Below are 19,175 nucleotides of genomic sequence, written 5' to 3'. Positions count from 1 at the left end.
AGTACGGCCCCGAGGCAAGACGTAAGGCAAGCCACAAAGCAAGACACCGACTGCAACGAGCATGTGTTTTCAAAAACTCATTCAACTCTCAGGTGCCGTATTGTTTTGCGCGCTGTCGCTGAATGCCGCCCGGGCTGCGACCGGCGGCGAACCGGCTGCGGTGATCCAGGTCGATGTGGCCTCATGCCTCGCGGCGACCGCGGCAGACGATGTGGACAAGGCTGCCACGGCCTGCGCCGGCGTGATCGACAATGAGAAGACGGCGAAGGGGGATCTGATCAAGGCGCTGATCGCGCGCGCGGCGCTCTATGCGCGGCACGACCAGGTCGACCGCGCCATCGCCGACGACAGCCGCGCTCTTTCGCTCGACCCTGCGCTCGCCGATATCTGGAACGCTCGCGGCGAGCTCTGGCTGAAGAAGGGCGACAAGCCCAAGGCGGTGCAGGATTTCGGCGCGGCGCTCAAGATCGACCCGAACCACGAGAAGGCCAAGGCCAATCACAAGGCAATGGCGCGCGAGCTGGAGCGGATCGGCGCGCAGATGGCGGTCGCCGGCAAGCCCAGCTTCAACTGCAGGCGTGCGGCCCGTGCCGTGGAGAAGGCGATCTGCGGCAACCGCGAACTCGCCGATCTCGACCGCGAGATCTTTGCATCGAATGCCCGGGTGATCCGGGAGGCGCGCAATCCGGCGGAAGCGAAGAACCTCCAGCGCGAGCAGGATGAGTTCATCGCCCGCCGCAATGCCGGGTACGGCCGGGCGGGGTATGATCTGAAGAAGGCGATGCAGGAGCGCTTGCTGCGACTCAACGGGGTAGACGGATATTAGGCCCGTTGCTGCACGAGAGCTCGTCATGCCCGGGCTTGTCCCGGGCATCCACGTTCTTTGTGCCGCGCGTGAGACCTGGATGGCCGGGACAAGCTCGGCCATGACGGCGTAGACAGAGCCGACTTGAACCCATTTCTTCCCTGCCGCGACAACGGTGAGAACCCGACGTCACGGAGCACTCTGCCATGTGCGGCACGCATCCTTCCGCGCAAGCGCTTTCGCTTGCCAAAATCTCGCTTCGCGCTTTTCTTCTCGGGGCGGCGATGAGCCTCGTCCTTGCAGCCCCCGCCTCGGCGGGCGCCGATTGCGTGATGGGCAGCAAGGCTGTTCCCGTGGAGCTGATCCCGGCGTGCACCGTCATCATCGACCAGGGCGCAAGTCCCGCGTCCGACCGCGCCGCGGCGCTGCTGGTTCGCGCCGACGCCAATGCCCGGACTTCTGGCGGCCTCACGCAAGCCCTGCGGGACATCGACCGCGCCATCGCAATCGACGGCAAGAATGCAAAGGCCTGGCGCCTGCGCGGCGACCTCTTGCGCGAGGCCGGCGGGGATCTCAACCGAGCGGCGGCGGATCTGAGCAAGGCGATCGAGCTCGATCCGCAGAATGCGGAGGCTTACGAGCTGCGCGGTGTCGTGTACACCACTCAGCGCAGGCTTGACCGCGCGCTCGCCGATTACGACCAGGCGATCAAGCTGAAGCCGGATGATGCACAGGCATGGTCCGACCGCGGCGTGAACTACTATCTCGGCGGCGACAACGAGAAGGCGATCAAGGATCTCAGCGAGGCGCTGCGGCTCGATCCCAACCGTCCGCGCACCTACACCAACCGCGGCGCCGCTTACAAGAAGCTCGGCCAGCTCGACAAGGCGGTGGCCGACGACGGCGAAGCGATCAGGCTCGATCCGAAGGTGCCCGAATATTTTGACAATCGCGGGCTCACCTATGCTGCCATGAAAGAGTACGACAAGGCGATCGCCGATTACGATCAGGCGCTGCGCCTCGCGCCCCGGCCGAACTTCTTCACCAACCGCGGCGATTCCTACCAGTTCAAGGGTGAGTTCGGAGCCGCGCTCGGTGACTACGAGGCTGCGCTGAAGATCGATCCGAATTTCGCGCTGACCTACAACAACCGCGCCGTGCTCTACAAGAAGATGGGCGAGCGCAGGAAGGCGCTGGCCGATTACGAGACGGCGCTCAAGCTCGATCCCGGCAACGAGAACGCTGCCAACGGCCGCCGCAGCATGATCGCGGAGATCGCGAAATTCGGCGATGAGCCGCCGCGGGCGCTGAATGCGGCGTCCGGCAATGGTCCGTCCTTCGCATGCGCGAGCGCCAAGCGCGAGGTCGAGAAGGTGATCTGCGCCGATCCGCAGCTGGGCGTGCTCGACCGCCAGATCGCCGAGACCTATGAGCGCGTGCTGAAATCGGCGGGCAAGCGCTCGGCTGGCGAGCTGCGCAAGACCCAGCGCGATTTCCTTAGCCTCCGCAACGCCAGCTTCGGCCGGCCGGGCTATGATCTGAGGAAGGTCATGCAGGAGCGGTTGCAGAAGCTGAACGCGACGGAGAGCTGAGGCGGACTCTTCGCCTCTCCCTGCCGTGAGCGGCAGGGCAATTGAACATCTAGCAGAGGTCGTCATGGCCGGGCTTGTCCCGGGCATCCACGTTCTCCGTGCGTTATGGAAAGGCGTGGATGGCCGGGACAAGCCCGGCCATGACGATGTGGGTACTGTCGTGCCCCCCTAGCCCATACCCCATATGCGATAGCCCTGCCGCAAGCGGGGAGAGGGAGAGATAACCCATCCTTTTCAGCTTGAACCGCGGCCCGTTCCCGGGAAAATACCTCTCAAACAAGGCCGACACTTGATCCGGGTCATGGCGGGGCGACCGCCGGGCCGCAAGGTTCGAGGTCAGGCCGATAAAGGTAACGGGAGCGCGGGAATGAACATCCAGGGCAAGAGCAGTTATCATGAGGTCCATGCGCGCTCGCTGGCCGATCCCGAAGGCTTCTGGGCCGAGGCCGCGAAAGAGATCGACTGGATCGAGCCGCCGAAGACCATCTTCGACCCCTCGCAAGGGACCTACGGCCGCTGGTTCGCCGGCGGCGTCGTCAATACCTGCTACAACGCGCTCGACCGCCATGTCGAAGGCGGGCGCGCCGACCAGGTCGCGCTGATCCACGATTCGCCGCTCACGGGCAGCGTCACCAAGCTCACCTATGCCGAACTGCTGAACGAGGTGCAGGCGCTTGGCGCCATCATGCAGGATTTCGGCGTCGCCAAGGGCGACCGCGTCATCCTCTATATGCCGATGGTGCCGGAGGCCGTGGTCGCGATGCTCGCCTGCGCGCGGATCGGGGCGGTGCACTCCGTGGTGTTCGGCGGCTTTGCAGCGAAGGAGCTCGCCACCCGCATCGACGACGCGCAGCCGAAACTCATTCTCTCCGCAAGCTGCGGGATCGAGCCCGGCCGCATCGTGCAGTACAAGCCGCTGCTCGACGAGGCGATCAGGCTTGCCGGCAGCAAGCCGAAGGCCTGCATCGTGCTGCAACGCCCGCAGCTCACTTGCGACCTGGCCCCGGGACGGGACTACGATTGGGCGAGCCTGCGCCGCAAGGCGATGAACGACGGCAAGAAGGCGCCCTGCGCGGCTGTTGCCGCGACCGATCCGCTCTACATCCTCTACACCTCGGGCACCACGGGTATCCCGAAGGGCGTCGTGCGCGACAATGGCGGCCATCTCGTCGCGGTGAAATGGTCGATGTTCAACCTCTATGGCGTCAAGCCGGGCGAGGTGTGGTGGTGCGGCTCCGACATCGGCTGGGTGGTCGGCCACAGCTACATCGTCTACGGGCCGCTGCTGCACGGCGCGACGACGATCATGTATGAGGGCAAGCCGGTCGGCACGCCCGACGCCGGCGCGTTCTGGCGCGTGATCGCCGAGCACAAGGCGGTCGCGTTCTTCACCGCGCCGACCGCGTTCCGCGCGATCCGGAAGGACGATCCGGAAGGAAAGTTCATCCGGCAATACGACCTGTCGAAGTTCCGCACGCTGTTCCTCGCCGGCGAGCGTGCCGATCCGCCGACGGTCGAATGGGCGGAGCAACAGCTGAAGGTGCCGGTGATCGACCATTGGTGGCAGACCGAGACCGGCTGGTGCATCGCCGGCAACCCGGTCGGGCTCGGCATGCTGCCGGTGAAGCACGGCTCGCCGACGGTGCCGATGCCGGGCTACCAGGTCGACGTGGTCGACGAGGCGGCAAAGCCGGTCGGGCCCAACACCATGGGCTCGATCGTCATCAAGCTGCCGATGCCGCCGGGCTGCCTGCCGACCCTGTGGAATCAGGATGCACGCTTCAGGGAGGCTTATCTCAGCGAATTCCCCGGCTATTACAAGACCTCGGATGCCGGCTACAAGGACGAGGACGGCTATGTCTTCGTCATGGGCCGCACCGACGACATCATCAACGTCGCCGGCCATCGGCTCTCCACCGGCGGCATGGAGGAGATCCTGGCCTCGCATCCCGATGTTGCCGAATGTGCCGTGCTCGGCGTCAAGGACGCGATCAAGGGCGAGGTGCCCTGCGGCTTCCTGGTGCTCAAGGCCGGCGTGAAGCGTGCGCCCGCCGAGATCGAGAAGGAGATCGTCGCGCTGGTGCGCGACAAGCTCGGCCCGGTCGCCGCCTTCAAGCTCGCGATCACCGTCGGCCGCCTGCCCAAGACACGCTCCGGCAAGATTCTGCGCGGCACCATCAAGAAGATCGCCGACGGCGAGTCCTGGACCATGCCGGCGACGATCGAGGATCCCAAGACGCTCGACGAGATCGGGGAGGCGCTGAAGGGGCGGGTGTGAGGCGAAGCTGGTCTGTCATTCCGGGTTCGATGCTTCGCATCGCCCCGGTATGACGGTGTTGCCGACTTACAATCTCCTCATTCCGCGCTAAACAGGGCCGGCCAATAGGGGACCTCGTATGCCATTCGCCGCCGCGCCGCGCCTGCTTGCAGCTGTGCTGCTTGCCATCGCTCTCTCCGCCTGCTCCGCGCGCTACCAGACGCCGGTAGCGGTGGGCGGCGACGATGACGATGCGGTCTGCCTGAGCCGGGGCAATGCGCAGGGCTCGCCGGAATACGTGGCCTGCCGCAAGGATCGCGACGTTCAGCGCAACGCCGCCACCGCCCGTGCAGATCGCCGCCAGCGCGACCTCGGCGAATACATGCTGAACCATCCCGAGCGGCCCTGATGTGAGGTGCGGCATTATCCTGCCGCGCCGCATTCGTGATTTCCGTGACAGATCTGCAACGCCGTGGCCAAATCGTGGCTGCGTCTGGCTGAATTGATCGAAGTCAAATCCTTCGGCGCCCCCCTTCTGCTCTGACGCTCATGTCGCGCAACGACGCGCGAGTGAAGGCTGAAGGGGATTGAAATGCAGAGAACGACAAGAAACCTGGCGCGGCTTGCGACGGTTGGCGCGATGCTCGCGGGCACGTTTGCATCGGTGCAGGCTGCCGATTTGCCGGTTTACAAGAAGGCGCCGCCGCCGGTGGAGGCGTTCAATCCGTGGATGGTGCGTCTGCGCGTGCTCGGCGTGTTGCCGGATGCCGGCGGCTCGACCGTCAATGTGGCGGGCGTGCCCTCGCTGTCCTCGCCGAACTCCGGCCTTTCGATCAGCGATCAGGTCGTCCCCGAGCTCGACATCAGCTACTTCTTCACCAAGAACATCGCGGCCGAACTGATCCTCGGCGTGACCCGGCACTCGATCAGCGGCACCGGCTCGCTCGCGAACCTGCCGATCGGCAAGACCACGCTGCTGCCGCCGACGCTGACGCTGCAATATCACTTCGACCAGTTCGGCGCGTTCAAGCCGTATGTTGGCGCCGGTGTGAACTACACCGTGTTCTTCAACAATTCCGCGGCCAATTCGCCTGCCGCAATCGCCGGTCCGCCCGCGATCGTCGCCACCACCACCAACCTGCATGTCAGCAACGCCTGGGGCGGCGCCGTGCAGTTCGGCTTCGACTACATGATCGACCGGCACTGGGGTCTCAACGTCGACGTCAAGAAGCTCTGGCTGCGTCCGGACTACAGCGCCACCGTCTCCGGCCTGCCGGTCACCGGCACCGCGCATATCGATCCGTGGCTGGTCGGCGCGGGCGTGACGTACAAGTTCTGAGGAGCGCTCGCATAGAGCAACGAATTCCGCTGTCGTCCCGGCGAACGCCGGGACCCATACCGCGGAAGCTATCGATAGAAAGAGCAGTACCGAACGACGAGTCTTCGTCAAACCTCTTCCTGGGGTTATGGGTCCCCGCGTTCGCGGGGACGACCACCGGGAGAGGGGGAAATACAAAAGCGCGGCAGGTTTCCTGCCGCGCTTTTTGCGTTTGAAGCGAACGGAAGAGAGGGAGAGGAACTACTCTTCCTCGTCTTCCTGCTTCTTGCCGCCGAGCGTCTTCAGCTTGGCGAACACGGCGTCGAGGTTGAGGTCGTCGTTCGATCGCTCGGCCGGCTCGAACTCGTCCTTCTTGGTGGTCTCGGAGGCCGGCAGCAGCGTGGCGCCGCCATAGGCTGCGTCGATCGGCTTCTCCTTGGCCGCGCGCGCCACCTCGAAATCGAGCTCGATCTGCGAGCAGAGGCCGAGGGTGACGGGGTCGATCGGGGTCAGCTGGGAGGTGTTCCAGTGGGTGCGGTCCCGCACGCTCGCGATGGTGCTCTTGGTGGTGCCGACCAGGCGCATGATCTGGGCGTCCTTGAGCTCGGCATGGTTGCGCAGCAGCCAGAGGATGGCGCTCGGACGTTCGTGGCGGCGCGAGACCGGGGTGTAGCGCGGGCCCTTGCGCTTGGGCTGGGGCGGCAGCACCACCTTGCTCTCCTGGAGGCGGAGCCGATAATCCGGATTCCTCTCGCCCTTCTCGATCTCCTCGCGGGTCAGCTGGCCGTTGGAGAGGGGATCCATGCCCTTGATGCCCTGGGCAGCATCGCCGTCGGCGATTGCGCGCACCTCGAGGGGATGCATCTTGGTGAAATCGGCGACCTGGTCGAAGGTCAGCGCGGTGTTGTCGAGCAGCCAGACGGCGGTCGCCTTGGGCATCAGAGGTGCGTTGCTCATGGCAAATCTCCTTTGTGCTTCGCCCACCCCTCTGGAGGCGAAACCGGTGGTCATCAGCGATGACTGGGAATTCGCGCTATATAAGCCCGGAGGGGGTAGCCACGCAATGGTTCTGCTATAGATAGTGCCTTGACAGCGCCCGAAAGGGGGCCCAATTCCCTGTAAGCCCGTACCCAAGCCCTATTCCATCCATCGACCGCTTCCCGCCCATTTGGCGAGGTGATTCGGTCCCGAGATCGCTCAATGTCAGCCAAACCAGACCTCAAGATCGTGCTTTGTTCTCCCCGTGGCTTCTGCGCCGGGGTGGTCCGGGCGATCGACACCGTGGAACGGGCGCTCGATAAGTACGGCGCCCCCGTCTATGTTCGCCATGAGATTGTGCACAACAAGTATGTCGTCGACGGGTTGAAGAAGAAGGGCGCCATCTTCGTCGAGGAGCTGGCCGAAATCCCGGAAAACACCAGCGCGCCGGTGGTGTTCTCGGCCCATGGCGTGCCGAAATCGGTTCCGGCCGACGCCCAGTCCCGCAATTTGTTCTCGCTGGATGCGACCTGCCCGCTGGTGACCAAGGTGCACCGCGAGGCCGCGATCCACTTCAAGCGTGGCCGCGAGATCTTCCTGATCGGCCACTCCCATCACCCCGAAGTGGTCGGCACGCTCGGCCAGCTTCCGACCGGCGCCGTGACCCTGATCGAGACCGCCGAGGACGCCAAGACCATCTCCCCGAAGGACCCCAACAACCTCGCCTTCGTGACCCAGACCACGCTGTCGATCGACGACACCGCGGAGATCGTGGCGCTGCTGAAGGAGCGCTTCCCGAACATCAACGGGCCGCACAAGGAAGACATCTGCTACGCCACCACCAACCGCCAGCTCGCGGTGAAGAAGGTGGCGCCGGTGGTCGACGCGCTCATCGTCGTCGGCGCCCCCAATTCGTCGAACTCGCAGCGCCTGCGCGAGGTCGCCGAGCGCGAGGGCTGCGGGATTGCGGTGCTGGCGCAGCGTGCCACCGACATCGACTGGGACAAGTTCGGCAACATCAAGAGCCTCGGCATCACCGCGGGTGCGTCCGCGCCGGAAGTGATCGTCGAGGAGATCATGGACGCCTTCGCCGAGCGCTACACGCTGCATGTGGAGACGGTCTCGGCCGCGGAGGAGAACGAGTTCTTCCCGCTGCCGCGTCAGGTGCGCCCCGAAGCCGCCGCCGAGTAGACCTTTATGGCGGTCTACACCGACGTTGCCGCCGACGAGCTTGCGGATTTCCTGAAGCAATACGAGCTCGGCGAATTGCTCTCCTACAAGGGCATCGCCGAGGGCGTCGAGAATACCAACTTCCTGCTGCATACGACCGAGGGCTCGTTCATCCTCACGCTCTACGAGAAGCGTGTGGCGAAGAACGATTTGCCGTTCTTCCTCGCCCTGATGACGCATCTGGCCGAGCACGGCATCAACTGCCCGCTGCCGGTGAAAGGAAGAGACGGCGAGGCGTTGCGCGAGCTGTCGGGGCGTCCCGCGGCGATCATCACCTTTCTCGAAGGCATGTGGCCGCGCAAGCCGAACGTGGCCCATTGCGCCGGTGTCGGCGGGGCGCTGGCTAAGATGCATCTGGCCGGCGCGAATTTTGCGGTTCGGCGCGCCAATGCGCTGTCGGTCGCGGGCTGGCGGCCGCTGTTCGATGCGGCGTCAAACCGCGCCGACGAGGTGCAGCCGGGCCTGCGCGCGTTCCTGGCGGCCGAGCTCGACCATCTCTCGAGCGGGATCTGGCCGGGCGATCTGCCGGAGGGCGTGATCCACGCCGACCTCTTCAACGACAACGTCTTCTTCCTCGGCGACCAGCTCTCGGGGATCATCGACTTCACCTTCGCCTGCAACGACATGCTGGCCTATGATGTCGCGATCTGCCTCAACGCCTGGTGCTTCGAGCCGGATCATTCCTTCAACGTCACCAAGGCGCGCGCTTTCCTCAATGCTTATGGCGGCGTGCGAAAGCTGAGCGAGGCCGAAGAGGCCGCACTGCCGCTGCTGGCGCGGGGTGCTGCGATCCGCTTCCTGCTGACGCGGCTGGTCGACTGGCTCAACGTCCCCGAAGGCGCGCTGGTCAAGCCGAAGGATCCGCTGGAATATGTCCGCAAGCTGCGCTTCCACCAGAGCGTGACGAGCGTACGCGATTACGGGCTGATGCCGTCAGGATTGGTCGCGTGAGCGAGCTTCCCAATGTCACGATCTATACCGATGGCGCCTGCTCGGGAAATCCCGGGCCGGGCGGCTGGGGCGCGATCCTGAAGTTCGGCGACAAGGAAAAAGAGCTGAACGGCGGCGAGCGCCACACCACCAACAACCAGATGGAGCTGATGGCGGCGATCTCGGCGCTCGAAGCGCTGAAGAAGCCGTGCACGGTCGATCTCTACACCGACAGCCAGTATGTCCGGCAGGGCATCACCGGCTGGATTCATGGCTGGAAGCGCAACGGCTGGCGCACCGCCGACAAGAAGCCGGTGAAGAATGTCGAGCTATGGCAGCGCCTGGATGCCGCGCTGAAGGCGCACGAGGTCCGCTGGCATTGGGTCAAGGGCCATGCCGGGCATCCAGAGAACGAGCGTGCCGATCAGCTGGCGCGGGACGGGATCGTGAAGGCTAGGTTGCAGCAGAGGCTGGCGGAGTAGGGGGCTGCCGGCGCTCCACTCACTGCCGTCATCCCGGCGAAAGCCGGGATCCATACCCACCGGGTCGAGTTTGGCGAAGACTCGTGGTGACCAGCTCGCTCCGCTACTCCACCCTGAGAGTATGGGTCCCGGCGTTCGCCGGGACGACACCGAGTGATTGGCTGAAAGCGGTGGCCGCCTTACAGCTGCCCGAGCAGCGTATCGCCGCCGGAGACCTCGACCTTGCCGGGCATCGCCTCGAGGTTCAGCTTCTTCACCACGCCGTCCTCGACCAGCATCGAATAACGCTTGGAGCGGATGCCGAGGCCGTTGGCGGAGGCGTCCAGCTCCATGCCGATCGCCTTGGTGAAATCGGCATTGCCGTCGGCGAGAAAGATAGCCTCGTCGCGCTGGTCGGTGTCGCGCTTCCAGGCGTTCATGACGAAGGCGTCGTTGACGGACACGATGGCGATGCTATCGACGCCCTTGTCCTTCAGGGCATAGGCGTTGAGGAAGATGCTCGGCAGATGCATCTTGTGGCAGGTGCCGGTATAGGCGCCGGGCACCGCGAACAGCGCCACCTTCTTGCCCTTGAAGATATCGTCGGTGGTCTTCACCTGCGGGCCTTCCGCCGTCATCACGCGGAATTTCGCCTCGGGCAGCTTGTCGCCAGTCTGGATCGCCATTGTCGGTCTCCCTGAATATCGATCCCGCTTATTAGACCGTGCCGCGGGCCTGCACAATATTGCTGGCGGGCGAAGCGGTGAGGGTGGGGCCCCTTCACCGTGATGTCATCAACCGGCGAAGCCGCCCTTGTCGAGGAAGGCCTGCTCTTCCTCGGTGCTGTCGCGGCCGAGCAGGTGGTTGCGGTGGGGAAACCGGCCGAACCGCTGGATGATGTCGGCGTGCTCCCGGGCGTATTTCAGGTTTTCAGCATTCTCGGTGTTCTGAAACAGCACGACGCAATGCAGCTGGTCGGGCAGGTGCTCCGAATGCATGAAGGGCAAATAAAGGAATTCGAGCAGGACCGGATCGACCCTGGCATCGACACCGCGATCGATCGCCCGGCGGGCGACGTCGCGCGCCAGCGCATCGCTGGCAAAGGCCTGGGGCGTGCCGCGGAACATGTTGCGGGGGAATTGGTCGAGCACGATGACCAGCGCGAGTGCGCCGTCGTCGCTTGCCTCCCATGAAGCGATCTCGCCGGCGACCGCCTTCTGCCACAAAGCAAGGAAGCGGCGCCTGACTTCCGCGTCGAAGACGTCGTTGCGCTTGTACCAGCGCTCGCGGCCGGCCTCGCGCCAGAAGGCGAGAATGCCCGATGGCGTGATATCGCCGACCGCGGTCATGAATCGGCGACGCGCTTACGCCGCCTGAGCCTTCTTCTCGTCGCGCAGCTCGCGTCGCAGGATCTTGCCGACATTGGTCTTGGGCAGGTCGCTCCGGAATTCGATGTGCTTGGGCACCTTGTAGCCGGTGAGCTGCTCGTGACAGAATTTGATCACCGCCTCAGCGGTGAGGTTCTGATCCTTCTTCACCACGAAAGCCTTCACCGCTTCGCCCGACTTGGAATCGGGGATGCCGATCACGGCGCATTCGAGCACGCCCGGATGACTCGCGATCACTTCCTCGATCTCGTTCGGATAGACGTTGAAGCCGGAGACCAGGATCATGTCCTTCTTGCGGTCGACGATCTTGGTGTAGCCCTTCTCGTCCATGATGCCGATGTCGCCGGTGCGGAAATAGCCGTCCGCGGTCATCACCTTGGCGGTCTCCTCGGGCCTGTTCCAGTAGCCCGACATCACCTGCGGACCCTTGGCGCAGATCTCGCCCGCCTGGCCGAGCGGCACCTCGTTGCCGTCGTCGTCGCGGATCGAGATGTAGGTCGATGGCACGGGAATGCCGATCGTTCCGGTGAACTCGGTTGCCGTTGCCGGATTGCAGGTCAGCGTCGGCGAAGTCTCCGACAGGCCGTAGCCCTCGGCGATGAAGCAGCCGGTGATCGCCTTCCATTGATCGGCCACGGGGCGCTGCACCGCCATGCCGCCGCCGTTGGAGATCTTCAGCTTGGAGAAGTCGAGCTTCTTGAAATCAGGGTGGTGCATCAGGCCGTTGTAGAGCGTGTTCACGGCCGGGAAGCTGTTGACCTGGTATTTCGCCAGCTCCTTGACGAAGCCCGCGATGTCGCGCGGGTTGGGGATCAGGAGATTGCAGCCGCCGGCGCGCACCGCGAGCAGGTAGCAGGCCGTCAGCGCGAAGATGTGATAGAGCGGCAGCGCGCAGACGATCATGAGCTGGTCGACATGCGGCGGCGCGGCGAGCGCCGGCTGGAGCCAGGCGTCGTTCTGCAGGACGTTGGCGACGATGTTGCGGTGGAGCAGGGTGGCGCCCTTGGAGACGCCGGTGGTGCCGCCGGTATATTGCAGGAAGGCGACGTCGCCCGGCGAGAGCTTTGGCTTGTTGAAGGTCATGCCGCGGCCGGCCGACAGCGCATCGTTGAAGGAGATCGAGCCCGGCAGCGACCATGCCGGTACCATCTTCTTGACGCGGCGGACGACGAGATTGACGATCACGCCCTTGAAGCCGAGCAGATCGCCCATGCTGCCGACGATCACGTGCTTGACCTGCGTCCTGGCGATCACCTGCTCGACGGTGTGGGCGAAGTTCTCCAGCACGATGATGGCTTCGGCGCCGGAATCCTTGAGCTGGTGCTCGAGCTCGCGCGGGGTGTAGAGCGGATTGACATTGACCACCGCGAAACCGGCGCGCAGCGCGGCGGCGGTCGCGATCGGATATTGCAGCACGTTCGGCATCATGATGGCGATGCGGGCGCCGCGCTGCAGCCCGCGGCCCTGCAAATAGGCGGCGAGCGCGACCGACATCTGGTCGAGGTCGCGATAGCTGATGGACTTGTCCATGCAGATGAACGCCTTGCGGTCGGCGAACTTGGTGAAGCTCTCTTCAAGAAGATCGACCAGCGATGCGTATTGGGTCGGCTCGATATCGGCGGGCACGCCGGGCGGATATTGCTTGAGCCAGATGCGCTCCATGGAAAACTCCCCTCATCTACCAGAGCCCGCTGTGTCTCGGGCTTGCCTCATTGCTGCCAGTATCGAGCCTGCCGGAACGGGTGGCAAGTCGTCGAGGCTTAAGACATCGGTCAGGGAGTGGCTACCGGAATCGTCGAGTTACCGCGCTGCCGCAGGTGCGAAGCGCGGGGTCCCGGCTCGGCGCGCCGTTAACTGTTGTTGGCCGGCTTGGCGGCGGGCTTTGTCGCGGCCTTGGGCTTGGCGGGCTTCGGATCGCTGCTGGCCGCGGGCTTCTCGGCGGGTTTTGCCACCGCGTCGTGCTTGGCGGCAGCATGCTTGGGCGCCGCCGGCTTCGCCGCGGTCTTCGCGTCGCTCTTATCGTTGCCCTTGGCCTCAGCCGGCTTGGCGACAGGCTTCACGGCCGCTGTCTTGGTGTCCTTGGCGGCGTCCTTGCCCGCGTCTTTCGGCTTGTCGGCCGCGTCAGGCTTCTTGGCCACGCGCGACTTCTTGCCACGCGGCTTTGACGCGGCCTGCTGGTCGGCATCGGCCGCGACCGCCGCGATCAGGGCGGTGCCGGTGCGGGTCGGGCCGGTATAGACCAGCACGGGCTCGGCCGCCGCGGGAGCCGAGGCCATCAGCTCGGAGGCCTTCATCAGGGGCGGCTGGAGGCCGGCGGTGAAGAAGGTCACCTGGGCTTCGCCGCCGGTGGCCGAGGCCGATCCGCTGGTGCCGCCATTGGCCGCAATCAGCGCATCGTCGTCGTCGCTGGCCGGCCGCTTGCGATGGCCGCCGCACATCTCGTCGCGCAGGTTCGGCGGCGAGGCATCGACCGGCACGAGGTTATCGACCGTGCCGAGCGAGGGGCGCAGCCACGTCAGATTGTCCTGGCTGAAGCCGCGCTCCAGCAGCTGCGCCGCCTTCACCGCGCGCGCGGTGCCGGAATTGGCGCCGAGCACCACCGCGATCAGCCGGCGCCCGTTGCGGGTGGCCGAGGCGACGAGGTTGTAGCCGGAGGCGCAGATGAAGCCGGTCTTGAAACCGTCGGCGCCGGGATAGCGGCCGATCAGCTTGTTGAAATTGCCGGTGGTGCGCTTGCCGAAGCGGATCGCCGGGATGTGCACGAAGTATTCGTATTCCGGCAGGTCGCGCAGGAACGAGCGCGCGAGGATGCCGAGGTCGCGCGCCGACGTGATCTGGCCGTCGGCGGGCAGGCCGTTCGGGTTGACGTAGCTGGTTTGCGTCATGCCGAGCTTCTTCGCGGTATCGTTCATCATCGCGGAGAAACCGTCGATCGAACCGCCGACGCCTTCGGCGAGCACCACGGCCATGTCGTTCGCCGACTTGACCATCATCATCTTCAGCGCGTTGTCGACGGTGAGCTGCGTTCCCGGACGGAACCCCATCTTCGAGGGCGACTGCGAGGCCGCCGTCGGCGATACCGTGAGCAGCGTGTCGAGCGTCAGCCTGCCGTCCTTGACCGCCCTCAACGTCACATAGGCTGTCATGATCTTGGTGACGGAGGCCGGATACCAGGGAATGGTCGCGTTATCGGCCTGCAACACCTTACCGGTGTCGGCCTCGATCAGCAGCAGCGCTTCGGCGCTCGCCCCGCGCGGCGCGAGCAGCGCGGCACATGCGAGCGTGGCAGCGAACAGGTTGAACAGCGATTTGCGAAGCAGCGGGCGTAGGGCGTGCACTATCCGATTCCGGTCCTTGGAGACCCGCCTGATACGGGCGGTGCTCGTGATCTGATTGTCGGTTCTGAAATCCAGCGCCGCCGCTTGCGGCGCCGCAAACCTATACCGGCTGGTGCGTCGAGAACAGGGGCATGAGCGGGGTATTCCGCAATGAAATAGGCCGAATTTCGACGATCCTGTGGGGACTTGCTACGGGGATTTGGCAGCAGTCGCAGCAGCCTCTGCGGCTGTCACACTGGCCCGTGTGGTCTCGTGAACCATGAACTGGGCCCTGGCGAGCTCGGCGAAATGGCCGCTCTTGGCCACGAGTTCGTCGAAAGTTCCACTTTCGATCACCCGTCCGTTCTCGAACACCAGGATCCGCGTGGCGTTGCGGATGGTGGAGAGCCGGTGCGCGATCACGAAGGTGGTGCGGCCCTTCATCACTTCGTCGAGAGCGGCATTCACCTTGGCCTCTGTGATGGCGTCGAGCGCGGAGGTAGCCTCGTCCAGAATCAGGATCGGGGGATCCTTCAGCAGCGCGCGGGCGATCGACAGCCGCTGCCGCTCGCCGCCGGAGAGCATGCGGCCGCGCTCGCCGGCATTGGTCTCGAAGCCACCGCTGCGCTCGATGAAATCGAGCGCCTGGGCACGCTCGGCCGCCTTGCGCATCTCGGCCTCGGTCGCGTCCGGCTTGCCGACGCGCAGATTCTCCTCGATCGAGCGGTTGAACAGCAGCGCCTCCTGGAACACGACGCCGATATTCCGGCGCAGCGAGGTCAGCGTGACGCCGCGCACGTCCATGCCGTCGATCTTGATGAAGCCGGATTGCGGGTCGAAGGCGCGGTGCAGGAGCGCGATCGCGGTGGATTTGCCAGCGCCGGTCGGACCGACCAGCGCGATGGTCTGGCCGGGCAGCGCGGTGAAGGTGAGGTCCTCGATCGCCGGCCGCTTGCCGTCATAGGAAAAGGTGACGTCGTTGAACTCGACGAGGCCGGACAGCCTGCCGGCGTCGATCGCGTCGGGCCGGTCGTGCACTGCGGGCACGGCGTCGAGCACATTGAAGAACTCGCGCAGGCGAGGCGCTTCCATGAACACGTTGTTGATGAAGCTCACCACCTGCTCGAGCTTCTGGATCAGCAGCGTCGCAAAGCTCACGAACATCACGATCTCGCCGACCGAGGTCAGCCCCTGGTCGTGCAGCGCGATGCCGAGCGTGAAGATCGCGAGCACGGTGATGGTGGTGGAGGCGCGCGTGATGACGGTGACGAGCGCCCACCATGACAGCACCGGCATCTGCGCGGCCAGCAACTCGTCGGCGACGGAGCGCAGTCCCTTCACCTCGGATTCGACGCGCACGAAGCTCTGAACCAGCGCGACATTGCCGAGTGCATCGGAGGCGCGCGCGGACAGCTCGCTATATTGCTCCTCGACCGCCATCTGCATGCCGAAGGTCTTGCGCACCACGAAGGTCGTCAGTGCGGTGAAGACGATGCAGAGCACGAACAGCAGGATCGCGAGCCGCCAGTTCAGGTAGAGCGACAGCGGCAGCAGCACAACGACCGAGAGGATCGCGGCAAAGTGCTCGCGGAAGAAGCCGAGCCACAGCCGCCACAAGGCGTCGGTGCCGTTGAGCATCACCTTCATCAGCCGGCCCGAATGGGTGCCGGAATGGAAGGTCAGCGGCAATTGCAGGATGTGCTCGAAATAATCGGTCAGCACCGCCTGGCGCTGGCGGTGCGAGAGCCGGTCGGCCTGCAAGGCCACGAGCGCGCTGCAGAGAATAGTGAACAGCCCGAACGCGACCCAGGCGATGAGGAACGGCCAGGCCGAGCTCGACCCGGCTACCGTTTTGCCGGAGAGCACGTCGACGATCCGCCCGAACAGCACGGGCTCGGCGAATTGCGAGGCAGCGAGCAGGAGGTTGGCGACCGCGAGCAGCCAGCCCAGCCGCGCCTCCTTGCCGAGCAGCTCGAGAACACGTGTGTAGAGACGGAGGATGGGCATGCGGGCAACGAACTCGAGCGGGTAACGGAGCCCGTATTTTAAGCAGGGATCGCGCGGGAGATATAGCGGAAGCTGTCAGTTTTGCTCAGTTGATCAGCCGCCCCGCCACCGGCGGCAGGAACCGGTCGTCGAAGATGTCGCCCGCCGTGGGCCGTTTGCGGAATTTGAAGTCCTGCGCGATCTGGTCGATCGAGCGCTCCAGGCGCGCGGGCTCGACGCCGCCGAGGCCGTTGCGCTTGACCTCGTCGGTCAGGATGTTGTCGACGAGGACGGTGCGCAGGCGCTCCAGCTCCAGGTCGCGGTCGCCGTCGTCGATGCGGCCAGCGGCCTCGTCCGCCGCACGTGCCGGCTCCTTGATGGTCGCATTGATGCCGGCGATCAAGGCGCGGACGAAGCCCTTCACGGCGTCCGGCTTTGCCGCGGCGAAGGCGGGATTGACCACCACGGCGAAGCCATAGGCCTCGCAGCCATAGTCGGCATAACGCAGCACGACGAGATCGGCTCCGGGCACGCCGCGGTCGCGCAGGTTCACCGCGGAGAGATAGTTGAAGCCTGCGACGGCATCGACCTGCCCTGCGGACAGGATCGGCTCGCGGACCGCAGCGCCAATCTTGTGGAATCTGACGCGCGATGCCTTGATGCCGTTCTGCTGCGCCAGCGCCGGCCACAGCCGCATCGACAGGTCGCCGTCGGCAACGCCGACGGTCTTGCCGTCGAGATCGGGCAAGAGATGGATGCCGCGGCTCCTGCGCGCGACGATCGCGTAGGGCGCGCGGTTGAACAGCACGAACACCGCCTTGACCGGCGTCGAGTCCTCCTTGTCGCGAAGGCGGATCAGCTCGTTGATGTCGACCAGCGCAAGCTCGCTGTCGCCCTTGGCGACGCGTGCGAGCGCCTCCGGCGAGCTGGCAGCGCTGTTGAAGGACACGTTGAGACGTTCGGCGCTGAACCTGCCGTCCTTCGCCGCAAGGAAGAACGGCGCCATGCTCGCGTCGAGCGGGCGGTCGAAGGTGAAATGGATCGCAACGGACGGCGCAGCGGTCTCGGCCGCACTGACATCGCGTGCAACGAGCGTTGCAAGCGAGATCGAGAGAGCCAGCAGGCAACGCAGGGCGGTCGTCTTGAATCCTGACATCGATTGCGCCGGGTTCCGCATTGTTATGGTTTCGTGACGCTTTACGGCAGCCGGCTGCGGCCAGTCTCTCCGCGCCAACATGAACGGCAGATGAGCGGCGGTTGCGGCACGATCACGCAACCCCGTTCAGCTTGTGTTGGGGTTGGGGAACCCAACTTAGGCTGTGCGGGTTTGAAAGGCATGAGCCTGTCCGCAGGCGTCCATTCCAGGTCCCAAGGAGGGCCCAAGACATGTTCGAGCGATTCTCCAAGTTTGCGGGCCGAAAGGCCGTTCTTGCCACCGCGGCGGTGCTGGCGCTGACCGCGCTTGCCCCGACCGCATCCTATGCAGGCGGCCGTCACTGGCATGGTGGCGGAGGCGGCGCGGCCGCAGCTGCGGCTTTCGCGGCCATCGGCACCGGTCTTGCCATCGCCGCGACCCGTGACTCCTATGCCTATGACTATGGTCCGGGCTATGGCTATTACGGCGGTCCCGCCTATTACAGCGGCCCTTCCTACGGACCCTATTATGGTCCAGGCCCGAACTTCCAATATCAGCGCTACGGCGGCACCGCTCCGTCCGAGTTCTGCGGCCAAGGTTACTACCAGAACTGCTACTAGCTCTGGCAGCCGGAGTTGACCATGACAGGCCGTCGCGCTTGCCGCGCCGGCCTGTTTTCTGCTTTTATTGCCGCGCGTTAACACGCTCGCCATTTGTTTAGAGTAGTTTTGAGTACCATGCTCGCGGCCAGGGATCTTGATCCGGCAACATCGCGTACGGCCCGGCTGTTTCAGCGCGGGCCCTCGAAAATGGCAAAGAAGCTCGCCGAAGAGGCCATCGAGGTCGTGATCGATGCCGTCAATGGCGATACCGACGCCGTGATCCGGGAAAGCGCCGATCTCCTGTACAATCTCACCGTGCTCTGGGCCTCTGCGGGCGTGCGCCCCGAGGACGTCTGGCGCGAGATGACGCGGCGGGAAGACATGCTCGGCATTGCCGAGAAGCTGCCGAAATCGTCGATGAAGCTGCCCAAGGTCGCGTCACCGCGCGTGGCTGCCAGGCGGCCAATTGTCGCGCTCGAGGGGCGTGCCGCGCGCAAGCGCCACTAGAAACGTCATAATTCGCCTCAATCTCGGCATGGACAAATCCGTCCCATGGTGCTTCATCGCGGCGCCATGCTGAAACGTATCTACGACTGGTGCATCGACGCCGCTCACAAGCCCTACGCGCTCTGGATCATGGGAGCGGTGTCTTTCGCCGAAAGCTCCTTCTTTCCGGTGCCGCCGGATGTGATGCTGATTCCGATGTCGCTGGCGCGCCCGCAGCGCGCCTGGCTCTACGCGGCCGTCTGCACCATCACCTCGGTGCTCGGCGGCATCCTGGGCTACGCCATCGGCGCGCTGCTGTTCGACTCGGTCGGTCATTGGCTGATCCAGGTCTACGGCCTCGGCGACAAGGTCGACGCCTTCCGTGCCTCCTATGCGGAGTGGGGCGCGGTGATCATCCTGCTCAAGGGTTTGACGCCGATCCCCTACAAGCTCGTCACCATCACCTCGGGCTTTGCCGGCTACAACATTCTGTTGTTCACCATCTGCTCGATCGTCGCGCGCGGCGGACGCTTCTTCATCGTCGCCATCCTGCTCAACCGCTATGGCGATTGGATCCGGGTCCAGATCGAGAAGCATCTCGGTCTCGTGGTGGCGGTCGGTGCTGCCGTGCTGGTGCTCGGCTTCGTGGTGGCGATCAAGTTGATCTAGAGCATGATCCGGACCCGAAGG

18 protein-coding genes are annotated in these 19,175 nt (G+C 64.9%); 11 read left to right on the top strand and 7 right to left on the bottom strand.

Going from position 1 to position 19,175, the window contains the following annotated elements; all coding sequences use genetic code 11:
- Positions 1-61 precede the first annotated feature (61 nt).
- The 5 genes from XI03_RS26485 (at position 62) to XI03_RS26465 (ending at position 5,993) form a co-directional block, all read left to right on the top strand.
- Entirely contained in the window at positions 62-826 is a 765-nt protein-coding gene (locus XI03_RS26485) for a tetratricopeptide repeat protein (RefSeq protein WP_038974817.1), read from the top strand.
- 185 nt (positions 827-1,011) lie between these two features.
- On the top strand, positions 1,012-2,397 hold the full coding sequence (locus XI03_RS26480; RefSeq protein WP_271593725.1) for a tetratricopeptide repeat protein: 1,386 nt from the start codon (positions 1,012-1,014) through the stop codon (positions 2,395-2,397).
- A gap of 367 nt (positions 2,398-2,764) precedes the next feature.
- Positions 2,765-4,675 carry a propionyl-CoA synthetase gene (locus tag XI03_RS26475; RefSeq protein WP_028140704.1) on the top strand — a complete coding sequence of 637 codons (1,911 nt, stop codon included), beginning with the start codon at positions 2,765-2,767 and terminating at the stop codon, positions 4,673-4,675.
- A gap of 118 nt (positions 4,676-4,793) precedes the next feature.
- Positions 4,794-5,063, top strand: coding sequence for a hypothetical protein (locus tag XI03_RS26470; protein ID WP_038948868.1), 270 nt, complete (start codon positions 4,794-4,796; stop codon positions 5,061-5,063).
- Between the two features lie 183 nt (positions 5,064-5,246).
- Complete coding sequence (locus XI03_RS26465; protein WP_028140702.1) at positions 5,247-5,993, top strand: OmpW/AlkL family protein; 747 nt, start codon at positions 5,247-5,249, stop codon at positions 5,991-5,993.
- Between the two features lie 240 nt (positions 5,994-6,233).
- On the opposite strand, the gene XI03_RS26460 is transcribed toward XI03_RS26465, so the two are convergent.
- Positions 6,234-6,929 (bottom strand): DUF1013 domain-containing protein, encoded by a 696-nt coding sequence (locus XI03_RS26460; RefSeq protein WP_028140701.1) that lies wholly within the window; start codon positions 6,927-6,929, stop codon positions 6,234-6,236.
- Positions 6,930-7,172: 243 nt separating this feature from the next.
- On the opposite strand from XI03_RS26460, the gene ispH reads away from it, so the two are divergent.
- The 3 genes from ispH to rnhA are packed head-to-tail and all read left to right on the top strand — an operon-like array spanning position 7,173 to position 9,592.
- The gene (gene ispH, locus XI03_RS26455; RefSeq protein WP_028140700.1) at positions 7,173-8,141 is read left to right on the top strand and encodes a 4-hydroxy-3-methylbut-2-enyl diphosphate reductase; all 969 of its coding nucleotides are present in this window, start codon (positions 7,173-7,175) and stop codon (positions 8,139-8,141) included.
- 6 nt (positions 8,142-8,147) lie between these two features.
- A complete protein-coding gene (locus tag XI03_RS26450) occupies positions 8,148-9,131 on the top strand; it encodes a homoserine kinase (protein ID WP_271593724.1) in 984 nt (327 codons plus the stop codon).
- Entirely contained in the window at positions 9,128-9,592 is a 465-nt protein-coding gene (rnhA, locus tag XI03_RS26445; protein WP_028140698.1) for a ribonuclease HI, read from the top strand. Before XI03_RS26450 ends, rnhA begins: the two co-directional genes overlap by 4 nt.
- A gap of 179 nt (positions 9,593-9,771) precedes the next feature.
- Here the strand turns inward: rnhA and XI03_RS26440 are convergent, their stop codons facing one another.
- The 6 genes from XI03_RS26440 to XI03_RS26415 form a co-directional block, all read right to left on the bottom strand.
- Positions 9,772-10,257, bottom strand: coding sequence for a peroxiredoxin (locus XI03_RS26440; RefSeq protein ID WP_018321314.1), 486 nt, complete (start codon positions 10,255-10,257; stop codon positions 9,772-9,774).
- A 108-nt stretch (positions 10,258-10,365) separates the two neighbouring features.
- Positions 10,366-10,920, bottom strand: a complete 555-nt coding sequence (locus XI03_RS26435) for a DUF924 family protein (protein ID WP_271593723.1) — start codon at positions 10,918-10,920, stop codon at positions 10,366-10,368.
- 15 nt (positions 10,921-10,935) lie between these two features.
- The gene (locus tag XI03_RS26430) at positions 10,936-12,621 is read right to left on the bottom strand and encodes a long-chain fatty acid--CoA ligase (protein ID WP_028140696.1); all 1,686 of its coding nucleotides are present in this window, start codon (positions 12,619-12,621) and stop codon (positions 10,936-10,938) included.
- 188 nt (positions 12,622-12,809) lie between these two features.
- Entirely contained in the window at positions 12,810-14,297 is a 1,488-nt protein-coding gene (locus XI03_RS26425; protein ID WP_271593722.1) for a D-alanyl-D-alanine carboxypeptidase family protein, read from the bottom strand.
- Between the two features lie 189 nt (positions 14,298-14,486).
- The gene (locus XI03_RS26420) at positions 14,487-16,283 is read right to left on the bottom strand and encodes a glucan ABC transporter ATP-binding protein/ permease (RefSeq protein WP_271593721.1); all 1,797 of its coding nucleotides are present in this window, start codon (positions 16,281-16,283) and stop codon (positions 14,487-14,489) included.
- 85 nt (positions 16,284-16,368) lie between these two features.
- Positions 16,369-17,418: an ABC transporter substrate-binding protein gene (locus XI03_RS26415; protein WP_271593720.1), complete on the bottom strand. Its 1,050-nt coding sequence runs from the start codon at positions 17,416-17,418 to the stop codon at positions 16,369-16,371.
- 230 nt (positions 17,419-17,648) lie between these two features.
- Here XI03_RS26415 and XI03_RS26410 point away from each other — a divergent pair, with 230 nt between their 5' ends.
- The 3 genes from XI03_RS26410 (at position 17,649) to XI03_RS26400 (ending at position 19,154) form a co-directional block, all read left to right on the top strand.
- Entirely contained in the window at positions 17,649-18,017 is a 369-nt protein-coding gene (locus XI03_RS26410) for a hypothetical protein (RefSeq protein WP_028140692.1), read from the top strand.
- 117 nt (positions 18,018-18,134) lie between these two features.
- On the top strand, positions 18,135-18,506 hold the full coding sequence (gene hisE, locus XI03_RS26405) for a phosphoribosyl-ATP diphosphatase (RefSeq protein ID WP_271593819.1): 372 nt from the start codon (positions 18,135-18,137) through the stop codon (positions 18,504-18,506).
- A 45-nt stretch (positions 18,507-18,551) separates the two neighbouring features.
- The gene (locus tag XI03_RS26400) at positions 18,552-19,154 is read left to right on the top strand and encodes a YqaA family protein (protein ID WP_080670090.1); all 603 of its coding nucleotides are present in this window, start codon (positions 18,552-18,554) and stop codon (positions 19,152-19,154) included.
- The last annotated feature ends 21 nt before the right edge of the window (positions 19,155-19,175 follow it).

The organism is Bradyrhizobium sp. CCBAU 65884 (assembly GCF_028128835.1).
GTDB lineage: Bacteria > Pseudomonadota > Alphaproteobacteria > Rhizobiales > Xanthobacteraceae > Bradyrhizobium > Bradyrhizobium ottawaense.
Note: the sequence above shows the minus strand (reverse complement) of the source record. Positions and strands in the feature narration are given on the sequence as shown.

Bases quoted from the DNA above. Each gene is read 5' to 3' on its own strand.
- XI03_RS26485 (WP_038974817.1), top strand. From the start codon at position 62: ATGTGTTTTCAAAAACTCATTCAACTCTCAGGTGCCGTATTGTTTTGC.
- XI03_RS26480 (WP_271593725.1), top strand. From the start codon at position 1,012: ATGTGCGGCACGCATCCTTCCGCGCAAGCGCTTTCGCTTGCCAAAATC.
- XI03_RS26475 (WP_028140704.1), top strand. From the start codon at position 2,765: ATGAACATCCAGGGCAAGAGCAGTTATCATGAGGTCCATGCGCGCTCG.
- XI03_RS26470 (WP_038948868.1), top strand. From the start codon at position 4,794: ATGCCATTCGCCGCCGCGCCGCGCCTGCTTGCAGCTGTGCTGCTTGCC.
- XI03_RS26465 (WP_028140702.1), top strand. From the start codon at position 5,247: ATGCAGAGAACGACAAGAAACCTGGCGCGGCTTGCGACGGTTGGCGCG.
- XI03_RS26460 (WP_028140701.1), bottom strand. From the start codon at position 6,929: ATGAGCAACGCACCTCTGATGCCCAAGGCGACCGCCGTCTGGCTGCTC.
- ispH (WP_028140700.1), top strand. From the start codon at position 7,173: ATGTCAGCCAAACCAGACCTCAAGATCGTGCTTTGTTCTCCCCGTGGC.
- XI03_RS26450 (WP_271593724.1), top strand. From the start codon at position 8,148: ATGGCGGTCTACACCGACGTTGCCGCCGACGAGCTTGCGGATTTCCTG.
- XI03_RS26440 (WP_018321314.1), bottom strand. From the start codon at position 10,257: ATGGCGATCCAGACTGGCGACAAGCTGCCCGAGGCGAAATTCCGCGTG.
- XI03_RS26435 (WP_271593723.1), bottom strand. From the start codon at position 10,920: ATGACCGCGGTCGGCGATATCACGCCATCGGGCATTCTCGCCTTCTGG.
- XI03_RS26430 (WP_028140696.1), bottom strand. From the start codon at position 12,621: ATGGAGCGCATCTGGCTCAAGCAATATCCGCCCGGCGTGCCCGCCGAT.
- XI03_RS26420 (WP_271593721.1), bottom strand. From the start codon at position 16,283: ATGCCCATCCTCCGTCTCTACACACGTGTTCTCGAGCTGCTCGGCAAG.
- XI03_RS26415 (WP_271593720.1), bottom strand. From the start codon at position 17,418: ATGTCAGGATTCAAGACGACCGCCCTGCGTTGCCTGCTGGCTCTCTCG.
- XI03_RS26410 (WP_028140692.1), top strand. From the start codon at position 17,649: ATGTTCGAGCGATTCTCCAAGTTTGCGGGCCGAAAGGCCGTTCTTGCC.
- hisE (WP_271593819.1), top strand. From the start codon at position 18,135: ATGCTCGCGGCCAGGGATCTTGATCCGGCAACATCGCGTACGGCCCGG.
- XI03_RS26400 (WP_080670090.1), top strand. From the start codon at position 18,552: ATGGTGCTTCATCGCGGCGCCATGCTGAAACGTATCTACGACTGGTGC.